The following is a 17,339-nucleotide window of genomic DNA, read 5'->3' as shown; positions in this document are numbered from 1 at the left end:
GCGCCAATGGTAGTTGGGGGCTGTCCCCCTGCGAGAGTAGGACGTTGCTAGGCACACTTAAAGCACAACTGATTATTCAGTTGTGCTTTTTCTTTTGCTTATTTTAAAGTATTTATGATTTATTGTCCTCGATTTATTAATATATTTTGTAAGGATGCTTTTAGTTGTAGAGAAAGCTCTAAAAGAATACATTGTTAATAGAGAAAATAATAATTAAAAGAAAGGGGTAATGAAAGTGGCAACTATTTATGATTTTACAGTACAAGCAATTAATGGAGAACAACAACCATTAAAACAATACGAGGGACAACCATTGCTGATTGTCAATACAGCTAGTAAATGTGGATTCACACCACAATTTAAAGAATTGCAAGAACTCTACGAGAAGTATAAAAATAAGGGATTTACAATCCTAGGCTTCCCTTGTAGCCAATTTAATAATCAAGAGTTTGTTAATATTGATGAGACTGTATCTTATTGCCAAAAGAATTATGACGTTCAATTTCCTATGTTTGCTAAAGTAGATGTAAAAGGTGAAAATGCCTCACCATTGTTTAAATTTTTGATTTCAGAAAAGAAAGGACTATTAACGGAAAATATTAAATGGAATTTTACTAAGTTCTTAGTTGATCCAAATGGTCAGGTTGTATCAAGATATGCTCCACAAACATCCCCATTAAAAATTGAAAATGATATAAAAACCTTATTATAAAGAAAAATCTAAATAATCTTACTTATTCCAGATTCCTTGACAAGTAAACGTTTCCGTTGTTAATCTTACAATTAATATATTTTTTATAGGAGGAGTTCAAGAAATGTGGGAAACGAAATTTGCCAAAGAAGGTTTAACATTTGATGATGTACTGCTTGTACCAGCACATTCTGAAGTATTACCGAAAGAAGTGGACTTATCAGTTAATTTAACACCAAAGATTAAATTAAATATTCCTGTTATTAGTGCTGGTATGGATACAGTAACTGAAGCACCAATGGCTATTGCAATGGCACGTCAAGGTGGCTTAGGTATTATTCATAAAAATATGAGTGTCGAAGAACAAGCTGAACATGTTGAAAAAGTTAAACGATCTGAAAATGGTGTAATTACGAATCCGTTTTTCTTAACACCTTCTCATCAGGTATTTGATGCAGAACATCTAATGGGTAAATATAGAATTTCAGGTGTTCCAATTGTGAACAATATGGAAGATCAAAAATTAGTAGGTATTATTACAAACCGTGATTTACGTTTTGTTCAAGACTACTCAATTAAGATTGATGATGTGATGACAAAAGAAGATTTAATCACAGCTCCTGTTGGCACTACATTAGATGAAGCAGAAAAAATGCTACAACAATATAAAATAGAAAAGCTACCTATTGTTGACGAAGACGGTGTTTTGACAGGATTAATCACTATTAAAGACATTGAAAAAGTAATGGAATATCCAAATGCGGCAAAAGATGAACTTGGACGTTTACTTGTAGGTGCTGCTGTAGGTGTAACAAAAGATTCAATGCATCGTATACAAAAATTAGTTGAAGCACAAGTTGATGTGATCGTTATTGATACAGCTCACGGCCACTCACAAGGCGTACTAGAGCAAGTGAGAAATATCCGCAACTCATTCCCTGACTTAACTATTATTGCGGGAAATGTAGCAACAGCTGAAGCTACTAAAGCTTTATACGAAGCTGGTGCAGACATAGTGAAAGTTGGTATTGGCCCAGGTTCTATTTGTACTACTCGCGTTGTAGCTGGCGTAGGTGTACCACAAATCACAGCTATATATGATTGTGCTACAGAAGCTCGTCGCCAAGGTAAAACAATTATTGCTGACGGTGGTATTAAATACTCCGGCGATATAGTCAAAGCTCTAGCGGCGGGTGGACATACTGTTATGTTAGGAAGCTTACTGGCAGGTACTTCTGAATCCCCTGGAGAAACAGAAATTTTCCAAGGACGTCGTTTCAAAGTATATCGCGGTATGGGTTCAGTTGCAGCAATGGAAAACGGCTCAAAAGATCGCTACTTCCAACAAGATGCAAAGAAACTTGTCCCAGAAGGTATTGAAGGACGTCTTCCATACAAAGGGCCTTTATCTGATACAATTCATCAATTACTTGGTGGTGTTCGTGCAGGCATGGGCTACTGCGGAACAAAAGATCTTCATGATTTGCGTGAAAATGCACAATTTGTACGTATGACTGGAGCTGGTTTAAAGGAAAGCCATCCACATGATGTACAAATTACGAAAGAAGCACCAAATTATTCACTAGCATAAGATTGCATCTTTAGCACCCTTTTCGCATCAATTTATGAAGCGGAAAGGGTGTTTTTTATATCCCATGGTTGAACTCCCTTATTCTATGTTAAAATGAGCGAGACAAGTCTATACATAAACGGAGGTAGAATGGTGAAGACATCAAGAAAAAGCAAAATCTTTAGTATCGTGGTAGCTGTTGCACTTATGTTCAGCATGATTGCAACTATTCCTGCAGGAAATACAGCAAGTGCTAAAGATAATCTAGGTTTACATGTTAAAGGTGCTATTTTAATAGATGCTGATTCAGGTAAAATCTTATACGAAAAAAATGCTGATCAAGCACTAGGAATAGCAAGTATGTCAAAAATGATGACAGAATATATTCTGTTAGACGCGATTAATGCTGGTAAAATTAAGTGGGATCAAAAATATAAAGTCTCTGAATATGCATATAAAATTTCACAAGATCGTGCATTAAGTAATGTACCACTACGTGCAGATGGTGAGTATACAATTAGAGAGTTATACGAAGCAATGGCAATTTACTCTGCAAACGCAGCAACAATTGCAATCGCTGAAACAATTGCAGGGTCTGAAACTGAGTTTTTAACATTAATGAACAAAAAAGCAAAAGAATTAGGCTTAAAAGATTATCATTTTGTAAATGCTACAGGTCTTAACAATGCACAATTACAAGGGATGCAACCAGCAGGTACACCAGCTAACGCAGAAAACAAAATGCCTGCAAAATCTGTTGCAAAACTTGCTTATCATCTTCTAAAAGATCACCCTGAAGTATTAAAAACTTCTAGTATTTCAAGAAAAACATTCCGTGAAGGTACTGATGATGCTATTAAAATGGATAACTGGAACTTTATGTTACCAGGTCTTGTTGCAGAATATAAAGGGGTCGATGGACTTAAAACAGGTACTACAGATTATGCTGGACAATGTTTCACTGGTACAGCAAAGCGCAATGGTACACGCTTAATAGCTGTTGTTATGCATGCGGAAGGGCCACAACATATTGCACGTTTCAATGCAGCCCGTACATTATTTGATTATGGCTTTGGTCAATTTACAACAGAAGAAATTGTACCAGCAGGCCACACATTTAAAAGCCAAAAAACAGTACCGGTTAATGACGGTAAAGATTCAAATGTAAAAATCGCTACTAAAGATGCTGTTTCTATGATGGTGAAAACTAGTGAAGCAGATGATTATGAAGCAAAACTTGTACTAGATAAAAAATCATTAAATGCTCCTGCTAAAAAGGGAACTGTTGTAGGTCATGTAGAAATCAATAAAAAATCTGGTAAAGATTATGGCTTTATAGATGGATCAGTAAGTAATGCAGATGTTGTTACAACAGCAACTGTAGAAAAAGCAAGTTGGTTGTCACTTTCATTCAAAAAAATTGGTAACTTCTTCACAGGATTATTCTAGTGATATAAGATATGAAAAAGGATTGGCTATTTTGCCAATCCTTTTTTTACGCTTGTTTAATCCCCCAACAATTCATTAGTTGTTGAATAGCTTTTGGGATCTCTTCTTCCTCTAATCCCCCAAAGCCTAGTAAAAATTGGTCTTCTCGTTTTTGTATTGTAGAAGCAAGCATATATTCTTTGATTGGTGTAATGCGTATACCCCGTTGTAATGCAATGTTACTTAAAGTAGTAGCATTTAGCTCATGTTTAACTGTTAAAATTACGTGCATCCCAGCTTGCTCTCCAGAGATTGTTACCATTGGAGCATATGGAGTAAGCGCAAGCGTCAATTTTTCCAACTTTTTTCGATAAATTTTCCGCATCCGATTTAAATGCTTAGAAAAATGCCCATCCCTCATAAATTGTGCCAAAATATGTTGCTCGAAACGAGGAACTGTAGAAGTATAGTATGTGAACATATTATGATATTGGGATAATAACTTTTTAGGTAATACAAAGTACGCTATACGTAAAGATGGCATTAAGGATTTAGAAAAAGTACTGATGTAGATTACTGTGTCTCTATGATCCATTCCTTGTAGAGAAGCAATTGGTTTGCCGATATAGCGGAATTCACTGTCATAATCATCTTCGATAATAAAACGTTCGTCATCGTGTGCTGCCCAATTTAATAGTTGAGAGCGGCGCGAGGCTGAAAGTACAGCTCCTGTTGGAAATTGATGTGATGGTGTAACATAAGCAATATTTGCACTTGATCCTTCGAGTTGTTGAATCTGTATTCCATCCTCATCAACCTCAATGGGGATTACCTTTTGGTTGTATTGATTGAAAATATGATGAGTCAAGGTGTATCCGGGATTCTCAATAGCATACTGATTATCTTCTCCTAAGAGCTTCATAATCATAGGTAGAAGTTGTTCGGTACCAGAGCCTAATACAATTTGTTCAGGAGAGCATAGAACACCTCTTGATTGATATAAATAGCTAGCGATTTGTTCACGTAATTCAAGTTCACCTTGTGCAGATCCGATCAGCAGTAAATCTTTTTCATGATAGTCAATGGCATCTTTTGCATATTTGCGCCAAGTGGTAAAAGGGAAAGATGCCGTATCAATTTTACCAGGGTTGAAATCAATTAGAATTTGGCGTTCTGAAGGGGTTTCTAACACGCTGTGAGGAAGTTTTTTCTCCACATAGGCTAACTCCTCAATTGCTTCAACAAAGAAGCCTACACGTGATTTCGAAGCAATATATCCCTCTGCTATTAACTGTGAATAGGCAAGTTCAATCGTTGTTTGGCTAATTGATAGAAACTCAGCAAGCTTTCGTTTTGAAGGAAGCTTTGAATTAACAACAATAGTGCCTTCTATAATGCCCTTTTTTATTTCTTCATAAAGCTGCTCGTAAAGTGGAGTTATTGAATCTTTTTCTAGTTGAATCATAAGCATATCCATAAAATCGCCCCTAACTGACCATATCAAAAAATGAATATCTGAATCTTTTTATATGGTCAATTTTCTTTATACTTACATCATACTAGTTTTTAGGAGGGAAAGAAATGGTTATTCAAACAGGTACAGAACGAGTTAAACGAGGTATGGCAGAAATGCAAAAGGGTGGCGTCATTATGGACGTTATTAATGCAGAACAAGCAAAAATTGCAGAGGCAGCTGGAGCAGTGGCAGTAATGGCATTAGAACGCGTACCATCGGATATTCGTGCTGCTGGTGGTGTTGCACGTATGGCGGACCCACGTATTGTGGAAGAAGTAATGGGGGCTGTATCCATTCCAGTCATGGCAAAGGCACGTATTGGACATATTGTAGAAGCACGTGTACTTGAATCTATGGGAGTAGATTACATAGATGAAAGTGAAGTATTAACACCAGCAGATGAAGAATTTCACTTACTAAAAAGTGAATACACTGTACCGTTTGTTTGTGGCTGTCGTGACTTAGGCGAAGCAGCTCGTCGTATAGGTGAAGGTGCATCAATGCTACGTACAAAAGGCGAACCGGGAACAGGGAATATCGTTGAAGCCGTAAGACATATACGTAAAGTAAATGCACAAGTACGTAAAGTTGCAAATATGACGAAAGATGAGTTAATGACAGAAGCCAAAATTTTAGGTGCACCTTTTGAAGTGTTACTTGAAATTAACCGTTTAGGTCACTTACCGGTTGTCAATTTTGCCGCTGGAGGCGTTGCTACACCAGCAGATGCAGCTTTGATGATGGAATTAGGAGCAGATGGCGTATTTGTTGGTTCAGGTATTTTTAAATCAGAAAATCCAGAGAAATTTGCTCGTGCAATTGTGGAAGCCACTACGAATTACCAAGATTATGAGTTAATCGCAGAAGTATCAAAAGAGCTTGGTATACCAATGAAAGGAATAGATATCTCAAAACTTGCTCCACAAGATCGTATGCAGGATCGAGGTTGGTAGTATGACAACAATTGGTGTATTGGCATTACAAGGTGCTGTTCGTGAACATATACGAGCTATTGAATCAGTTGGAGCAAAGGCTGTAGCAATTAAACATAAGGAAGAACTTGAAGATTTAGATGGGCTTGTTCTACCGGGTGGGGAAAGTACCACAATGCGCAAGCTTATTGATCGATATAATATGATGCCAACATTGCGACTGTTTGCTACGTCGGGAAAACCGATGTTTGGTACTTGCGCAGGATTAATTCTTCTAGCAAATAATCTTGTTGATAATAAAGAACCTCATATTGGAGTAATGGATGTGGAAGTGGAGCGTAATTCATTTGGGCGCCAAGTGGATAGCTTTGAAGTGCTTCTAAATTTAAAAGGTATTGGGGCTGAGTTTCCAGCGGTATTTATCCGTGCACCACATATTGTAAATGTTGGTGAAGGTGTAGATGTCTTAGGCAAGTATGAAGGGCGAATAGTACTTGCACGAGATGGTCAATTTTTAGGGTGTTCTTTCCACCCAGAATTAACAGAGGATACACGCATAATGGAATATTTCGTTAATATGGTAAAGGAAAGTAAACACTCGGTACTTGCGTAACTTCCTGATGTATTGTAAAGTATGGTTAACTTAAAATTTAACACGATGATAGGAAGTAGTAGCGAGTACGTTTTTTAAAGAGAGTCGACGGTTGGTGAAAGTCGGCAAAAGCGCTTGTGAATCCGTCCTGGAGTTGCTCAGCTGAACGTATAGTAGGCTGCAGCCGGTTACAAAGCCGTTATGAAACAAGTGGATTAGATATATTTTGTCTAATCAATTAGGGTGGCAACGCGGGTATGCTCTCGTCCCTTTTATGGGATGAGGGCTTTTTTGCGTTCACTTTAATTTTTCTTACAAGAAACTACTTCTCTAAAATCGAATATACAATTGGAGGAATTGAATATGTTAGACATTAAACGTGTCCGTGCAAACTATGCGGAAATTAAAGAAAAATTATCTCACCGTAATGAAGATCTTGGTACAATTGACCATTTTGAAGAATGGGACCAACAACGCCGTGATTTAATTGCTAAAACGGAAGTGCTAAAGGCAGAACGTAACAAAGCATCTGAAGCAATTGCTGTAAAGAAACGTTCAAAAGAAAATGCTGATGAAGATATCGCTAACATGCGTGCTGTAAATGATGAAATCAAAAAATTAGATGCTGAATTAAGTGAAGTTGAAGCTAAATTTAATGAGATGATGATGCGTTTACCAAATATTGCCCATGAAAGTGTACCTGTTGGTAATTCAGAAGATGATAATCAAGAGGAATACAAATGGGGTGAAGTTCCAGAATTCGATTTTGAAATTAAACCTCACTGGGATCTTGGAACAGATCTTGGCATGATTGACTTTGAACGTGCTGGTAAAGTAACAGGTAGCCGTTTCGTATTCTACCGTGGCTTAGGTGCTCGACTTGAACGTGCATTGTGGAATTTCATGATGGACCTACATGCTGATAAACATGGTTATGAAGAAATGTTACCACCTTATATGGCAAACCGTGCAAGCTTAACAGGTACTGGTCAACTTCCAAAATTTGAAGAAGATGCATTCTTAGTTGAAGAACCAGATTATTTCTTAGTTCCAACTGCTGAAGTACCCGTAACAAACTTCTACCGTGATGAAATTCTTGAAGGGGCAAAACTCCCGCAAGCATTTACAGCATTTAGTGCTTGCTTCCGTTCAGAAGCAGGTTCTGCAGGACGTGATACACGCGGTTTAATCCGCCAACACCAATTTAACAAAGTAGAACTTGTACGCTTTGTTAAACCTGAAGATTCTTATGATGAATTAGAAAAATTAACTGGCCATGCTGAAGAAGTTCTTCAATTGTTAGGCTTACCATATCGAAAATTAAAAATGTGTACTGCTGATCTTGGTTTCACTGCTGCAAAAAAATATGACTTAGAAGTTTGGATTCCAGCTCAAAATATGTATCGTGAAATTTCTTCTTGCTCTAATTTTGAAGATTTCCAAGCGCGTCGTGCGAATATCCGTTTCCGTCGCGAACCAGGTGCTAAACCAGAGTATGTACACACACTAAACGGTTCAGGTCTTGCTGTAGGTCGTACAGTTGCAGCAATTTTAGAAAACTATCAACAAGCTGACGGAAGTGTGAAAGTCCCTGAAGTGTTAGTACCGTATATGGGTGGTCTTGAAGTAATCCAAGCTCCAGCTAAATAATGAGTAAATAAAAAAGCGATTCACCAAATTAATGGAGAATCGCTTTTTTATACATTTTTTAGCTTTTACATTACTCAAATAGCAGTCCTTTAAAATTGATGGTCACTTGTATCTGCTAATTTTTTAGCCTTCTTTTTTGCCTTTTTTCGTGCACGAAGTCCTTTAAAAAAATTTGTCAGTAACGCACCGCATTCCTCAGCTAAGACACCATCTGTCACTTCACATTCATGATTGAAGCGGCTGTCATTTAAGAGATGGTAGAGTGAATCAACACATCCTGCCTTACTATCACGTGCACCGTAAACTATACGGGGGATTCTAGATTGCAAAATTGCACCCGCACACATCGGGCAAGGCTCTAATGTGACATACAATGTAGTCTCCTCTAAACGCCAACTACCTATAACATCACAAGCGTGTTGTATAGCCATGAGCTCTGCGTGCGTTACAGCGTTTTGTGAAGTTTCGCGTAGATTGTGGGCGCTGGCAATTACCTGATTTTGATAGACAATGACGGCACCAATCGGAACTTCTCCAAGAGATTCCGCTCTTTGTGCTTCTTCAATCGCTAGTTGCATAAAGTGATGATCTTGGTTCATGTAGACACGCTCCTTGTTAAATAGTTTAGCATGATTTATGAGGTAATAGCATATGTTAGTAATCATGAAGAGATAGAGGAGGTTGCATTTGATCTATGTTGTAAAGCAGGGGGATAGTTTAAATAAAATTGCTAGGGAAAACCATACGACAGTAGCAACTATTGTTGCACTCAATGAAATACCAAATCCTGATGTGCTAGTAGTAGGACAAACGCTTGTATTACCTGAAACACCTAATCCAAATCGTAAAACGATTGAGACGAATGCCTATGCAGAATGGTATACGGATAATGTGCCAGCACGTCTCTCACAGGAGTTAAGAAAAAGAGCACCTGTACTTACTTATATGATGCCATTCGCATATGAGGTAAAAAGGGATGGAACATTAACGACCCTCAATTGGGGGGATTTAGGGGAGATAGCATCCGCGAATAGAGTAGCTTCAGCGATTGTACTTGTAAATATTGAGAATGGAGCATTTAGTGATACTTTGGCACATGAAATTTTTATGGATACTAATTTACAAGACTTAATTATTGGGGCAGCAATACAAGAAGCTAAAAAGCATGGTGCAAAGGATATTCATGTTGATTTTGAATATTTACCTCCAGAAGATAAAGAGAGGTACGTAGAATTTCTTAAAAGACTAGTTTCAAAAGCTCATCCAGAAGGGTTAACAGTATCTGTAGCATTAGCACCTAAAACAAGTGCTAACCAGCCCGGGAAGTGGTATGAAGGGCATGATTATAAAGCAATTGGTGAAGTCGTTGATTTTGTGATACTGATGACATATGAATGGGGATACAGCGGTGGACCACCAATGGCTGTTTCACCAATTGGTCCAGTAAGGCAAGTACTTGAATATGCGGTAACAGCAATGCCACCTTCAAAAATTATGATGGGGCAAAATATGTATGGGTATGATTGGAAGTTACCGTATAAAGCAGGAAACCCAAATGCAATTGCTGTCAGTCCGCAATATGCAATCGAATTAGCTAAGCAAAATAATGCCGCAATCTCATATGATGAAATCGCACAAGCACCTTATTTTCACTATTGGAAAGATGGTGTAGAGCATGTTGTATGGTTTGAAGATGCGAGATCTATTGAAGCAAAATTTAAATTATTAGAGAATCTAGGGTTAAAAGGAATTGCCTATTGGCATTTAGGATTTCCATTCCCACAAAATTGGGCACTTTTACAACAAATGTTTCATGTGAAACATATTGTATAATATATGTATAATTTGGGGTCTTGGCATTTTTGCTGAGGCTTTTTTATTTAGGCACAATTAAAATGGATTGTAGATAGATGAAATGATGCTGATTTAATAAAGCTCGATTGTGTACGAGTTATTATGAAAAATGATTTCTTGGACTGTCCTTCATTTTTCTACTGTGTTAGAATTATAGTCATTCACTAAAAAGATAAGCGAAGGGGGACTTCTGATGCCTGTTCCGTTTATTACGGTAGAGGGGCCTATTGGCGTCGGAAAAACGTCACTTTCTAAAATAATTTCAGAGACTTTTGGGTTTCATTTATTGAAGGAAATTGTAGACGAAAATCCGTTTTTAAATAAATTCTATGAAGATATTAATGAGTGGAGCTTCCAAACGGAAATGTTCTTCTTGTGCAATCGCTATAAACAATTAAATGATATTAAAAAATATATTGCAGTTAACGATCAACCGGTAGTAGCCGATTATCATATCTTTAAAAATTTAATATTTGCAAAACGTACTTTGCCATCATCAGAATTTCATAAGTACGAGGACATTTATCAAATTTTAACTGAGGATATGATAAGACCAAACATTGTTATATATTTGTATGCAAGTGTAGATACGTTAATGAAACGTATTGCTATGAGAGGTCGAGAATTTGAAAAGATGATATCCAGGGATTATATGAATCAACTAGTAGCTGATTATCATGAATTTATACGTGTTTTTGAACAAGAACATCCTGATATCCTTGTTGTTCGCTTTAATGGTGATGATATGGACTTTGTGCATAATGCTACAGATTTACAAAAAATCTTAAATACAGTTGAGGAAATAATAGAAAGAAGGAACTTTAAGGAATGAATTTGAGAGAAAAATATGGCATCCCATCGAATGCCGTTATTACGATTGCAGGGACAGTAGGTGTCGGTAAATCAACAATGACGAAAGCGTTAGCAAACGCATTAAATTTCCGTACATCTTTTGAAAAAGTAGATACAAACCCATACTTAGATAAATTTTACGATGACTTTAGTAAATGGAGTTTCCACTTGCAAATTTATTTCCTGGCCGAACGATTTAAGGAACAAAAACGTATCTTCGAATATGGTGGTGGCTTTATCCAAGACCGTTCCATTTATGAAGATACAGGTATTTTTGCTAAAATGCATTATGATCAAGGAACAATGAGTCCAACCGATTATGAAACATATACCAATTTATTTGATGCGATGGTAATGACACCATATTTCCCACATCCAGATCTTTTAATTTACCTTGAAGGTCCAATCGACGATATCATTGCTCGTATTGAGGAACGTGGTCGTCCGATGGAACAACAAACAGATAAAGAATATTGGTATGAAATGCATAATCGTTATGAAAATTGGATTGATAATTTCAATGCTTGCCCAGTTCTTCGGTTAGATATCAATGATTATGATTTAATGAAAAGTCCAGATACCATTGAAATTATTCTAGAAAGAATTGGCCATTTTATCGAGCAAACCTCTCATTTACGACGTAGATAAATCAATTATTAAGGGACTATACGGAAAGTTGACGACGTTCATCTTTTCGTATAGTCCCTTTAATATATAACGATACAAAAATAGTGAATTTTAAAAGGACAGTGAGCTAAACTAGATGAGGATTATCACATTATGCGTGTAGCGCTTACAATATTAATGTTCTATTTTCGTTATTTGTTCACATATACATTTGATAATAATATTTAGATAATGTTACGTATTGAAATGTAACGTTATTTTTAACTTTTGAAGTATCGGATAGTATTTCAGGAATTTCACAATTAAAATAAGGACGAATGCAGAGAAATTAATTGATAATGGGGGATATTATGCGCGTCGGAATTTATTGTGGATCAAAAATAGGGAAAAACCCAATTTATGCAAAAAAGGCTGAGGAATTAGGTAGCTTTTTAGCTAGACATGAGATGGATATTGTATATGGAGGCTCTAATCAAGGGCTAATGGGGAAAATTGCGGATGCTGTGCTAGCTAATAATGGGGACGTTATTGGGGTAATGCCAAGTTTTTTACAATGGAAAGAAGTAACGCATGAACATATAACTAATTTGCATCATGTAACGACTATGTATGAACGTAAGGCTAAAATGATTGAAATAGCCGATTTGTTAATTGCTTTACCTGGTGGAGCAGGAACGATGGATGAGTTTTTTGATGTTGTGACATTATCGCAAATAGGACAACATCAAAAGCCAATATTCTTATATAACGCGAATGACTACTATCGACTACTGCAATTGCAATTGCAGCATATGGTGGATGAAGGATTTATGCAACAAGAACATTTAGATAATATATATATTATTCAAAGGCCAGAAGAGTTACTAGAAGTGATTCAAAAAAAGAATGGGATTTAAGAAGGGATTTTCTTCTACGCGTAGCGATTAAAAGAGTGAATTTTTACCCAAATAAGATTTTTAACACAAAAAAACAAACCATACAGTTTGTTTTAGAATTTTCAGATTATATTAGGCTAAGAAAAATTCGTTACAATTTGCAACGAATACAATCTCAATATTATGCGCGTGTTATTTTATAAAAATAAAATGGAGGAGGAAGAGGGATTCGAACCCCCGCGCGGTTTGACCCGCCTGTCGGTTTTCAAGACCGATCCCTTCAGCCAGACTTGGGTATTCCTCCGGAAAAATATGTTGTTGTCTTACTGACAAGATATACTTTATCATCATTTTTTTATACCGTCAATAGTTTCTTTTAAAAAAATTGTACTGTTTTTTCTGTACATAAAAATGGGCTGCATTATTGATTTTTAAAGTAAAGAGATTAGAAATAAGATATGCATGGTGATCAATAAATGAGTTGTTAAGTTATTTATTAATCATCAAATTTTTTGTAGGTAAATACGAAGCATTAGACAATAATTTTGTATTCTTTAAATGAATATCACTTAACTTTTTTATTGTATGCATTTTAGTTGCTTTTTTGATCAACTATTCGTATACTAGTAATTGCCGTGCTAGGTGGGAAGGTAGCGGTGTCCTGTAACTCGCAATCCGCTTTAGCGAGACTGAATTCCTTTTTGAGGCTGTCCGTATGTATGGTCTGCCTTTTGCACGTAGCGTTGACGATTGGGTCCTGCGCAATGAGTTCCCATGAACCATGTCAGGTCCGGAAGGAAGCAGCATTAAGTGGTTTCACTCATGTGCCGCGGGGTAGCCTAATCTGAGCTAACGACAAGAGTAACGCATATGTACGGCTGTCGGGAAAAGGTGCACGGCATTAACCGTGTAAACTTCAAACTCACTTGTCTTTTTAGACAAGTGAGTTTTTTCTTTTTTATACATATACAATAAAGGTTTCTAACCGTCTCTTATGCTATAATTGAATTATTAAACTGTAATGGCAGAAAGGAGAGAAAACCGTTGACATATCAAGCTTTTTACCGAGTGTATCGTCCACAATCATTTAGAGAAATGTCAGGGCAATCTCATGTGAAACGAACACTACAAAATGCTCTCCTAGCCAATAAAACAACACATGCATATTTATTTTCTGGTCCACGAGGTACCGGGAAAACAAGTACGGCGAAAATCTTCGCAAAAGCTTTAAATTGTGAGCACGCTCCAACTGATGAACCATGTAATGAATGTGAAACGTGTAAAAGCATAACGAATGGTTCGCATCCAGATGTAATCGAGTTTGATGCAGCGTCCAATTCAAGTGTAGATGAAATGCGTGAAATTATTGAGAAGGTTCGTTTTGCGCCTGCAAGTGCCCGCTATAAGGTTTATATCATTGATGAAGTGCATATGCTTTCTACAAGTGCTTTTAATGCTTTGTTAAAAACTTTAGAAGAGCCCCCTTCTCATGTTGTTTTTATATTAGCGACTACAGAACCACATAAAATACCCGCAACAATTATTTCCCGTTGCCAACGTTTTGATTTTAAACGTTTATCTTCTATAGATATTTTAGAACGTATGAAAGTAGTGCTTGAAGATATTAATCTACCTTATGACGAACAAGCATTAAAAGTCATTACAAAGTCTGCAGCTGGCGGTATGCGTGACGCATTAAGTATGTTAGATCAAGTAGTCTCATTTAGCGGCGAAAAACTAACGCTTGAAGATGCGCTATTTGTAACAGGATCTATTAGTCAAGAAATCTTTTATGAACTGGCAAAAAGTTTAGCTGAAAAAGATGTAGCAAGGGTATTAGCAATGCTAGAACAGCTAATGAGTGAAGGAAAGGATGCTGTACGGCTTTCTGAAGATCTTATTACTTTCTTTAGAGATTTATTATTAATTCAAACAGCACCTGATTTAAGTGATTTACTTGAATTGGCAACGACAGATGAGAAATTTCAAACGTTAGCTAACGACTTTTCGATGGAAACGCTTTATAGCTATATTGATATTCTTTCGAAAACACAGCAGGAAATGCGGTTTTCGTTACATTCAAAAGTATATTTGGAAACGGCCTTGTTAAAAATGTCACAATCAAATACAGGGCAAGCAGCAGCTGCAATAGGTACTATGGGGAATGTTTCAGCAGATATACCGCAAATTGTAGAGTTGCAATCGAAGATCATCGGATTAGAAGCTTTAGTTCTTCAAATGCAACAAGGTGAAACAATAGTTCAGAAACAGCCACAAACACAATCTCAACCAAGGCAACAAGTAAAAGCTAGTACATTTAATGTTCATGTCGGTAGGATTCAGGAAATTTTAAAAGTAGCTACGAAACATGACATTCAAATGATTAAAGGTGCATGGGCGGACGTACTCAATCAACTTCCAAAACCTCAAGCAGCTTTGCTAGAAGAATCAGAACCAGTGGCGGCATCGTCAAGTGCTTTTGTGCTAAAATTCAAGTATGATATACATTGTCAAATGGCAGCGGATAATCAAGAGCTGATTTCTAAATTTGGACAGTATATGGCGGGGATAACGGGGAACTTCTATGAAATTGTTTTCGTGCCAGAACAAAGTTGGTTGAAAATTAGAACAGATTTTATCCAACATCATAAAATGGAAAAAAAGACTGAACAAGAAGATACAGGTGGCGAACAAGTCTCTGAGGTTGTACAATCTATTTTAGTTGAAGAACAACAAGCTTCAGAAGATCCACTTGTTTCAGAAGCTGAAAAATTATTTGGCAAAGATTTTGTGGAAATTGAAGAGTAAATTCAAATACTGGGAGGAATTTAACAATGCGTGGTATGGGTAACATGAATAATATGATGAAACAAATGCAAAAAATGCAAAAGAAAATGATGCAAGCACAAGAAGAATTGGCAGTTCAAACTTTTGAAGGTGTAGCTAGTAATGGACTTGTAAAAGTAGTAATGAATGGTCAAAAACAAGTGCAAGAAGTTGTTATTGATCCAGAGGTTGTAGATCCAGAAGATGTTGAATTATTACAAGATATGATTGTCATCGCTACGAATGCTGCAATTGCTAAGGTTGAAGAAACTACAAATGAAACAATGGGACAATTCACAAAAGGAATGAATCTTCCTGGATTCTAGGGGGAATATAGGATGCATTATCCTGAACCAATATCCAAATTAATTGATAGTTTTATGAAATTGCCAGGTATCGGGCCGAAAACCGCGTCCCGTCTGGCGTTTTTTGTGTTGACAATGCAAGAAGATACTGTACTTAATTTTGCTAAAGCTTTAATAGACGCTAAACGTAACTTAAGCTATTGCTCTGTATGTGGACATATTACGGATGTGGATCCATGCCAAATATGCCAAGACCCACAACGCGATCGTTCAACAATTTGTGTAGTACAAGATACAAAAGATGTTATTGCGATGGAAAAAATGCGAGATTACCATGGCCTTTATCATGTATTACAAGGTGCAATTTCTCCAATGGACGGTATAGGTCCAGAAGATATTAATGTTCCATCTTTATTAAAAAGATTGCAAAACGAAGAAGTACAAGAACTGATTTTAGCAACAAACCCTACAATAGAAGGCGAAGCTACAGCTATGTATATTTCGCGTCTTGTAAAGCCATCCGGTATTCGCACAACTCGTATCGCCCACGGTCTGCCTGTGGGAGGAGATTTAGAATATGCGGATGAAGTAACTTTATCGAAAGCGTTAGAAGGAAGACGCGAATTGTAGATTGGGGTGCAAAAAAGATATGTTTTTTCGAAAACAAAAGTTGCGTAAAGAGTACGATGACAAGCTCGTTCAGTTAATGCGGTATACAAAAGAAGAATGGCAACATACACAGGAAATAGAAAACTTAATGGTTGATTATGATTTAAATATCATTGCACAACGTAAAATTGCTGAAAGTAAACACTTCTATCTATTTAAAGAGGCACGTATTCGGAAAATTTTAATTAAATAACGAATGACAAACAGTATTCCTGTCATATATATCAGTTACATCATATATTAATGGAGCGTGATTTATATGGCCAAGCTTGTAATCAGCTTGATAGGAATACTGTTTGTTTTTTATTGGGTTTTACGTAAGCCAAAGGGGATAAGAAAGATCCTTGAATTATTTTCAAGTGTTGCATTTCGTATAACGTTATCATTTTGCGTTTTGTATGCTCTATCGTATGGTGCAGGTTATTTAGGAGTGTGGATACCACTTAACTTCGCTTCAATTTTAATTGTGGCACTGCTAGGTATGCCTGGTGTAGTACTAGTAGTATGTTTAACGGGGTTTAATCACTTCTTTTTATAAAGGTATTGCATAGAGCTTAATAAAGTGCTATATTAGTTAGGTTGCTGATTTAAGTGGCAATAAAAACTATATCAATTCTTCAAAAAAGTTATTGACTTTCAAATACTAGATTGATATAATAATTAAGTCGCTTACGGGTGACGCACTAATTGAATATCAAATATGATTTTGTAAAATATGTTTTTATAAAGTTGTTGACAACGAAATGTTGTTGCGATATAATAATTAAGTCGTTAAGATGACGACGAAATATGAACCTTGAAAACTGAACAAGCAAGACGTTAATCAATAAACTTTGTTTACTAACTTTTGTTAGTGGCAAGGACAAAAATAGATATCATCTTATAGATGATACGCTAGCAAAGCTAATGAGCTTTCAAACTTTACTTTTATGGAGAGTTTGATCCTGGCTCA

17 protein-coding genes, 1 tRNA gene, 1 other RNA gene and 1 other annotated feature are annotated in these 17,339 nt (G+C 36.5%); of the genes, 16 read left to right on the top strand and 3 right to left on the bottom strand.

Annotated elements, in window-relative coordinates; genetic code table 11:
- Positions 1 to 235: 235 nt before the first annotated feature.
- The 3 genes from ACIQ4I_RS20605 (at position 236) to ACIQ4I_RS20595 (ending at position 3,710) form a co-directional block, all read left to right on the top strand.
- Complete coding sequence (locus ACIQ4I_RS20605) at positions 236 to 712, top strand: glutathione peroxidase (protein ID WP_403099596.1); 477 nt, start codon at positions 236 to 238, stop codon at positions 710 to 712.
- Positions 713 to 815: 103 nt separating this feature from the next.
- Positions 816 to 2,282, top strand: coding sequence for an IMP dehydrogenase (guaB, locus tag ACIQ4I_RS20600; protein ID WP_403099595.1), 1,467 nt, complete (start codon positions 816 to 818; stop codon positions 2,280 to 2,282).
- A gap of 129 nt (positions 2,283 to 2,411) precedes the next feature.
- The gene (locus ACIQ4I_RS20595) at positions 2,412 to 3,710 is read left to right on the top strand and encodes a D-alanyl-D-alanine carboxypeptidase family protein (protein ID WP_403099593.1); all 1,299 of its coding nucleotides are present in this window, start codon (positions 2,412 to 2,414) and stop codon (positions 3,708 to 3,710) included.
- A gap of 46 nt (positions 3,711 to 3,756) precedes the next feature.
- On the opposite strand, the gene pdxR is transcribed toward ACIQ4I_RS20595, so the two are convergent.
- Positions 3,757 to 5,166 (bottom strand): MocR-like pyridoxine biosynthesis transcription factor PdxR, encoded by a 1,410-nt coding sequence (gene pdxR / locus ACIQ4I_RS20590; RefSeq protein WP_403099591.1) that lies wholly within the window; start codon positions 5,164 to 5,166, stop codon positions 3,757 to 3,759.
- A 104-nt stretch (positions 5,167 to 5,270) separates the two neighbouring features.
- On the opposite strand from pdxR, the gene pdxS reads away from it, so the two are divergent.
- The 3 genes from pdxS to serS all read left to right on the top strand — a co-directional run bounded on the left by pdxS (position 5,271) and on the right by serS (position 8,379).
- Entirely contained in the window at positions 5,271 to 6,158 is an 888-nt protein-coding gene (gene pdxS, locus ACIQ4I_RS20585) for a pyridoxal 5'-phosphate synthase lyase subunit PdxS (RefSeq protein ID WP_397536708.1), read from the top strand.
- A gap of 1 nt (position 6,159) precedes the next feature.
- Positions 6,160 to 6,750: a pyridoxal 5'-phosphate synthase glutaminase subunit PdxT gene (pdxT, locus tag ACIQ4I_RS20580; protein WP_403099589.1), complete on the top strand. Its 591-nt coding sequence runs from the start codon at positions 6,160 to 6,162 to the stop codon at positions 6,748 to 6,750.
- A 36-nt stretch (positions 6,751 to 6,786) separates the two neighbouring features.
- Positions 6,787 to 7,003 (top strand) — a binding site (T-box leader).
- Between the two features lie 89 nt (positions 7,004 to 7,092).
- Positions 7,093 to 8,379: a serine--tRNA ligase gene (gene serS, locus ACIQ4I_RS20575; protein WP_403099587.1), complete on the top strand. Its 1,287-nt coding sequence runs from the start codon at positions 7,093 to 7,095 to the stop codon at positions 8,377 to 8,379.
- 89 nt (positions 8,380 to 8,468) lie between these two features.
- Here the strand turns inward: serS and tadA are convergent, their stop codons facing one another.
- A complete protein-coding gene (gene tadA, locus ACIQ4I_RS20570; protein WP_403099584.1) occupies positions 8,469 to 8,978 on the bottom strand; it encodes a tRNA adenosine(34) deaminase TadA in 510 nt (169 codons plus the stop codon).
- 88 nt (positions 8,979 to 9,066) lie between these two features.
- Between tadA and ACIQ4I_RS20565 the strand changes: the two genes are divergently transcribed.
- From ACIQ4I_RS20565 to ACIQ4I_RS20550, 4 genes are all read left to right on the top strand, one after another.
- Positions 9,067 to 10,212: a glycosyl hydrolase family 18 protein gene (locus ACIQ4I_RS20565; protein ID WP_403099583.1), complete on the top strand. Its 1,146-nt coding sequence runs from the start codon at positions 9,067 to 9,069 to the stop codon at positions 10,210 to 10,212.
- 214 nt (positions 10,213 to 10,426) lie between these two features.
- Positions 10,427 to 11,065, top strand: a complete 639-nt coding sequence (locus ACIQ4I_RS20560; protein WP_403099580.1) for a deoxynucleoside kinase — start codon at positions 10,427 to 10,429, stop codon at positions 11,063 to 11,065.
- The gene (locus tag ACIQ4I_RS20555; RefSeq protein ID WP_403099578.1) at positions 11,062 to 11,733 is read left to right on the top strand and encodes a deoxynucleoside kinase; all 672 of its coding nucleotides are present in this window, start codon (positions 11,062 to 11,064) and stop codon (positions 11,731 to 11,733) included. The genes ACIQ4I_RS20560 and ACIQ4I_RS20555 overlap by 4 nt, the downstream gene beginning before the upstream one ends.
- Positions 11,734 to 12,062: 329 nt before the next feature.
- Positions 12,063 to 12,608, top strand: coding sequence for an LOG family protein (locus ACIQ4I_RS20550; protein WP_403099575.1), 546 nt, complete (start codon positions 12,063 to 12,065; stop codon positions 12,606 to 12,608).
- 190 nt (positions 12,609 to 12,798) lie between these two features.
- On the opposite strand, the gene ACIQ4I_RS20545 is transcribed toward ACIQ4I_RS20550, so the two are convergent.
- Positions 12,799 to 12,891 (bottom strand) — tRNA-Ser (locus tag ACIQ4I_RS20545).
- A 329-nt stretch (positions 12,892 to 13,220) separates the two neighbouring features.
- Here ACIQ4I_RS20545 and ffs point away from each other — a divergent pair.
- The 6 genes from ffs (at position 13,221) to ACIQ4I_RS20515 (ending at position 16,925) form a co-directional block, all read left to right on the top strand.
- An RNA gene (gene ffs, locus ACIQ4I_RS20540) (signal recognition particle sRNA large type) lies at positions 13,221 to 13,486 on the top strand.
- Positions 13,487 to 13,631: 145 nt separating this feature from the next.
- On the top strand, positions 13,632 to 15,395 hold the full coding sequence (dnaX, locus tag ACIQ4I_RS20535; protein ID WP_403099573.1) for a DNA polymerase III subunit gamma/tau: 1,764 nt from the start codon (positions 13,632 to 13,634) through the stop codon (positions 15,393 to 15,395).
- A gap of 26 nt (positions 15,396 to 15,421) precedes the next feature.
- Positions 15,422 to 15,739: a YbaB/EbfC family nucleoid-associated protein gene (locus tag ACIQ4I_RS20530; RefSeq protein WP_403099571.1), complete on the top strand. Its 318-nt coding sequence runs from the start codon at positions 15,422 to 15,424 to the stop codon at positions 15,737 to 15,739.
- A gap of 12 nt (positions 15,740 to 15,751) precedes the next feature.
- Positions 15,752 to 16,348 (top strand): recombination mediator RecR, encoded by a 597-nt coding sequence (recR, locus tag ACIQ4I_RS20525; protein WP_403099569.1) that lies wholly within the window; start codon positions 15,752 to 15,754, stop codon positions 16,346 to 16,348.
- A gap of 19 nt (positions 16,349 to 16,367) precedes the next feature.
- Positions 16,368 to 16,580, top strand: coding sequence for a YaaL family protein (locus ACIQ4I_RS20520; protein ID WP_397536719.1), 213 nt, complete (start codon positions 16,368 to 16,370; stop codon positions 16,578 to 16,580).
- 66 nt (positions 16,581 to 16,646) lie between these two features.
- Positions 16,647 to 16,925 (top strand): pro-sigmaK processing inhibitor BofA family protein, encoded by a 279-nt coding sequence (locus tag ACIQ4I_RS20515; RefSeq protein WP_403099566.1) that lies wholly within the window; start codon positions 16,647 to 16,649, stop codon positions 16,923 to 16,925.
- The last annotated feature ends 414 nt before the right edge of the window (positions 16,926 to 17,339 follow it).

This window comes from Rummeliibacillus sp. NPDC094406 (assembly GCF_044763875.1).
Taxonomy (GTDB): domain Bacteria; phylum Bacillota; class Bacilli; order Bacillales_A; family Planococcaceae; genus Rummeliibacillus.
The sequence above is the reverse complement of the archived record's forward strand: the minus strand, read 5'-3'. Positions and strand labels throughout refer to the sequence as shown.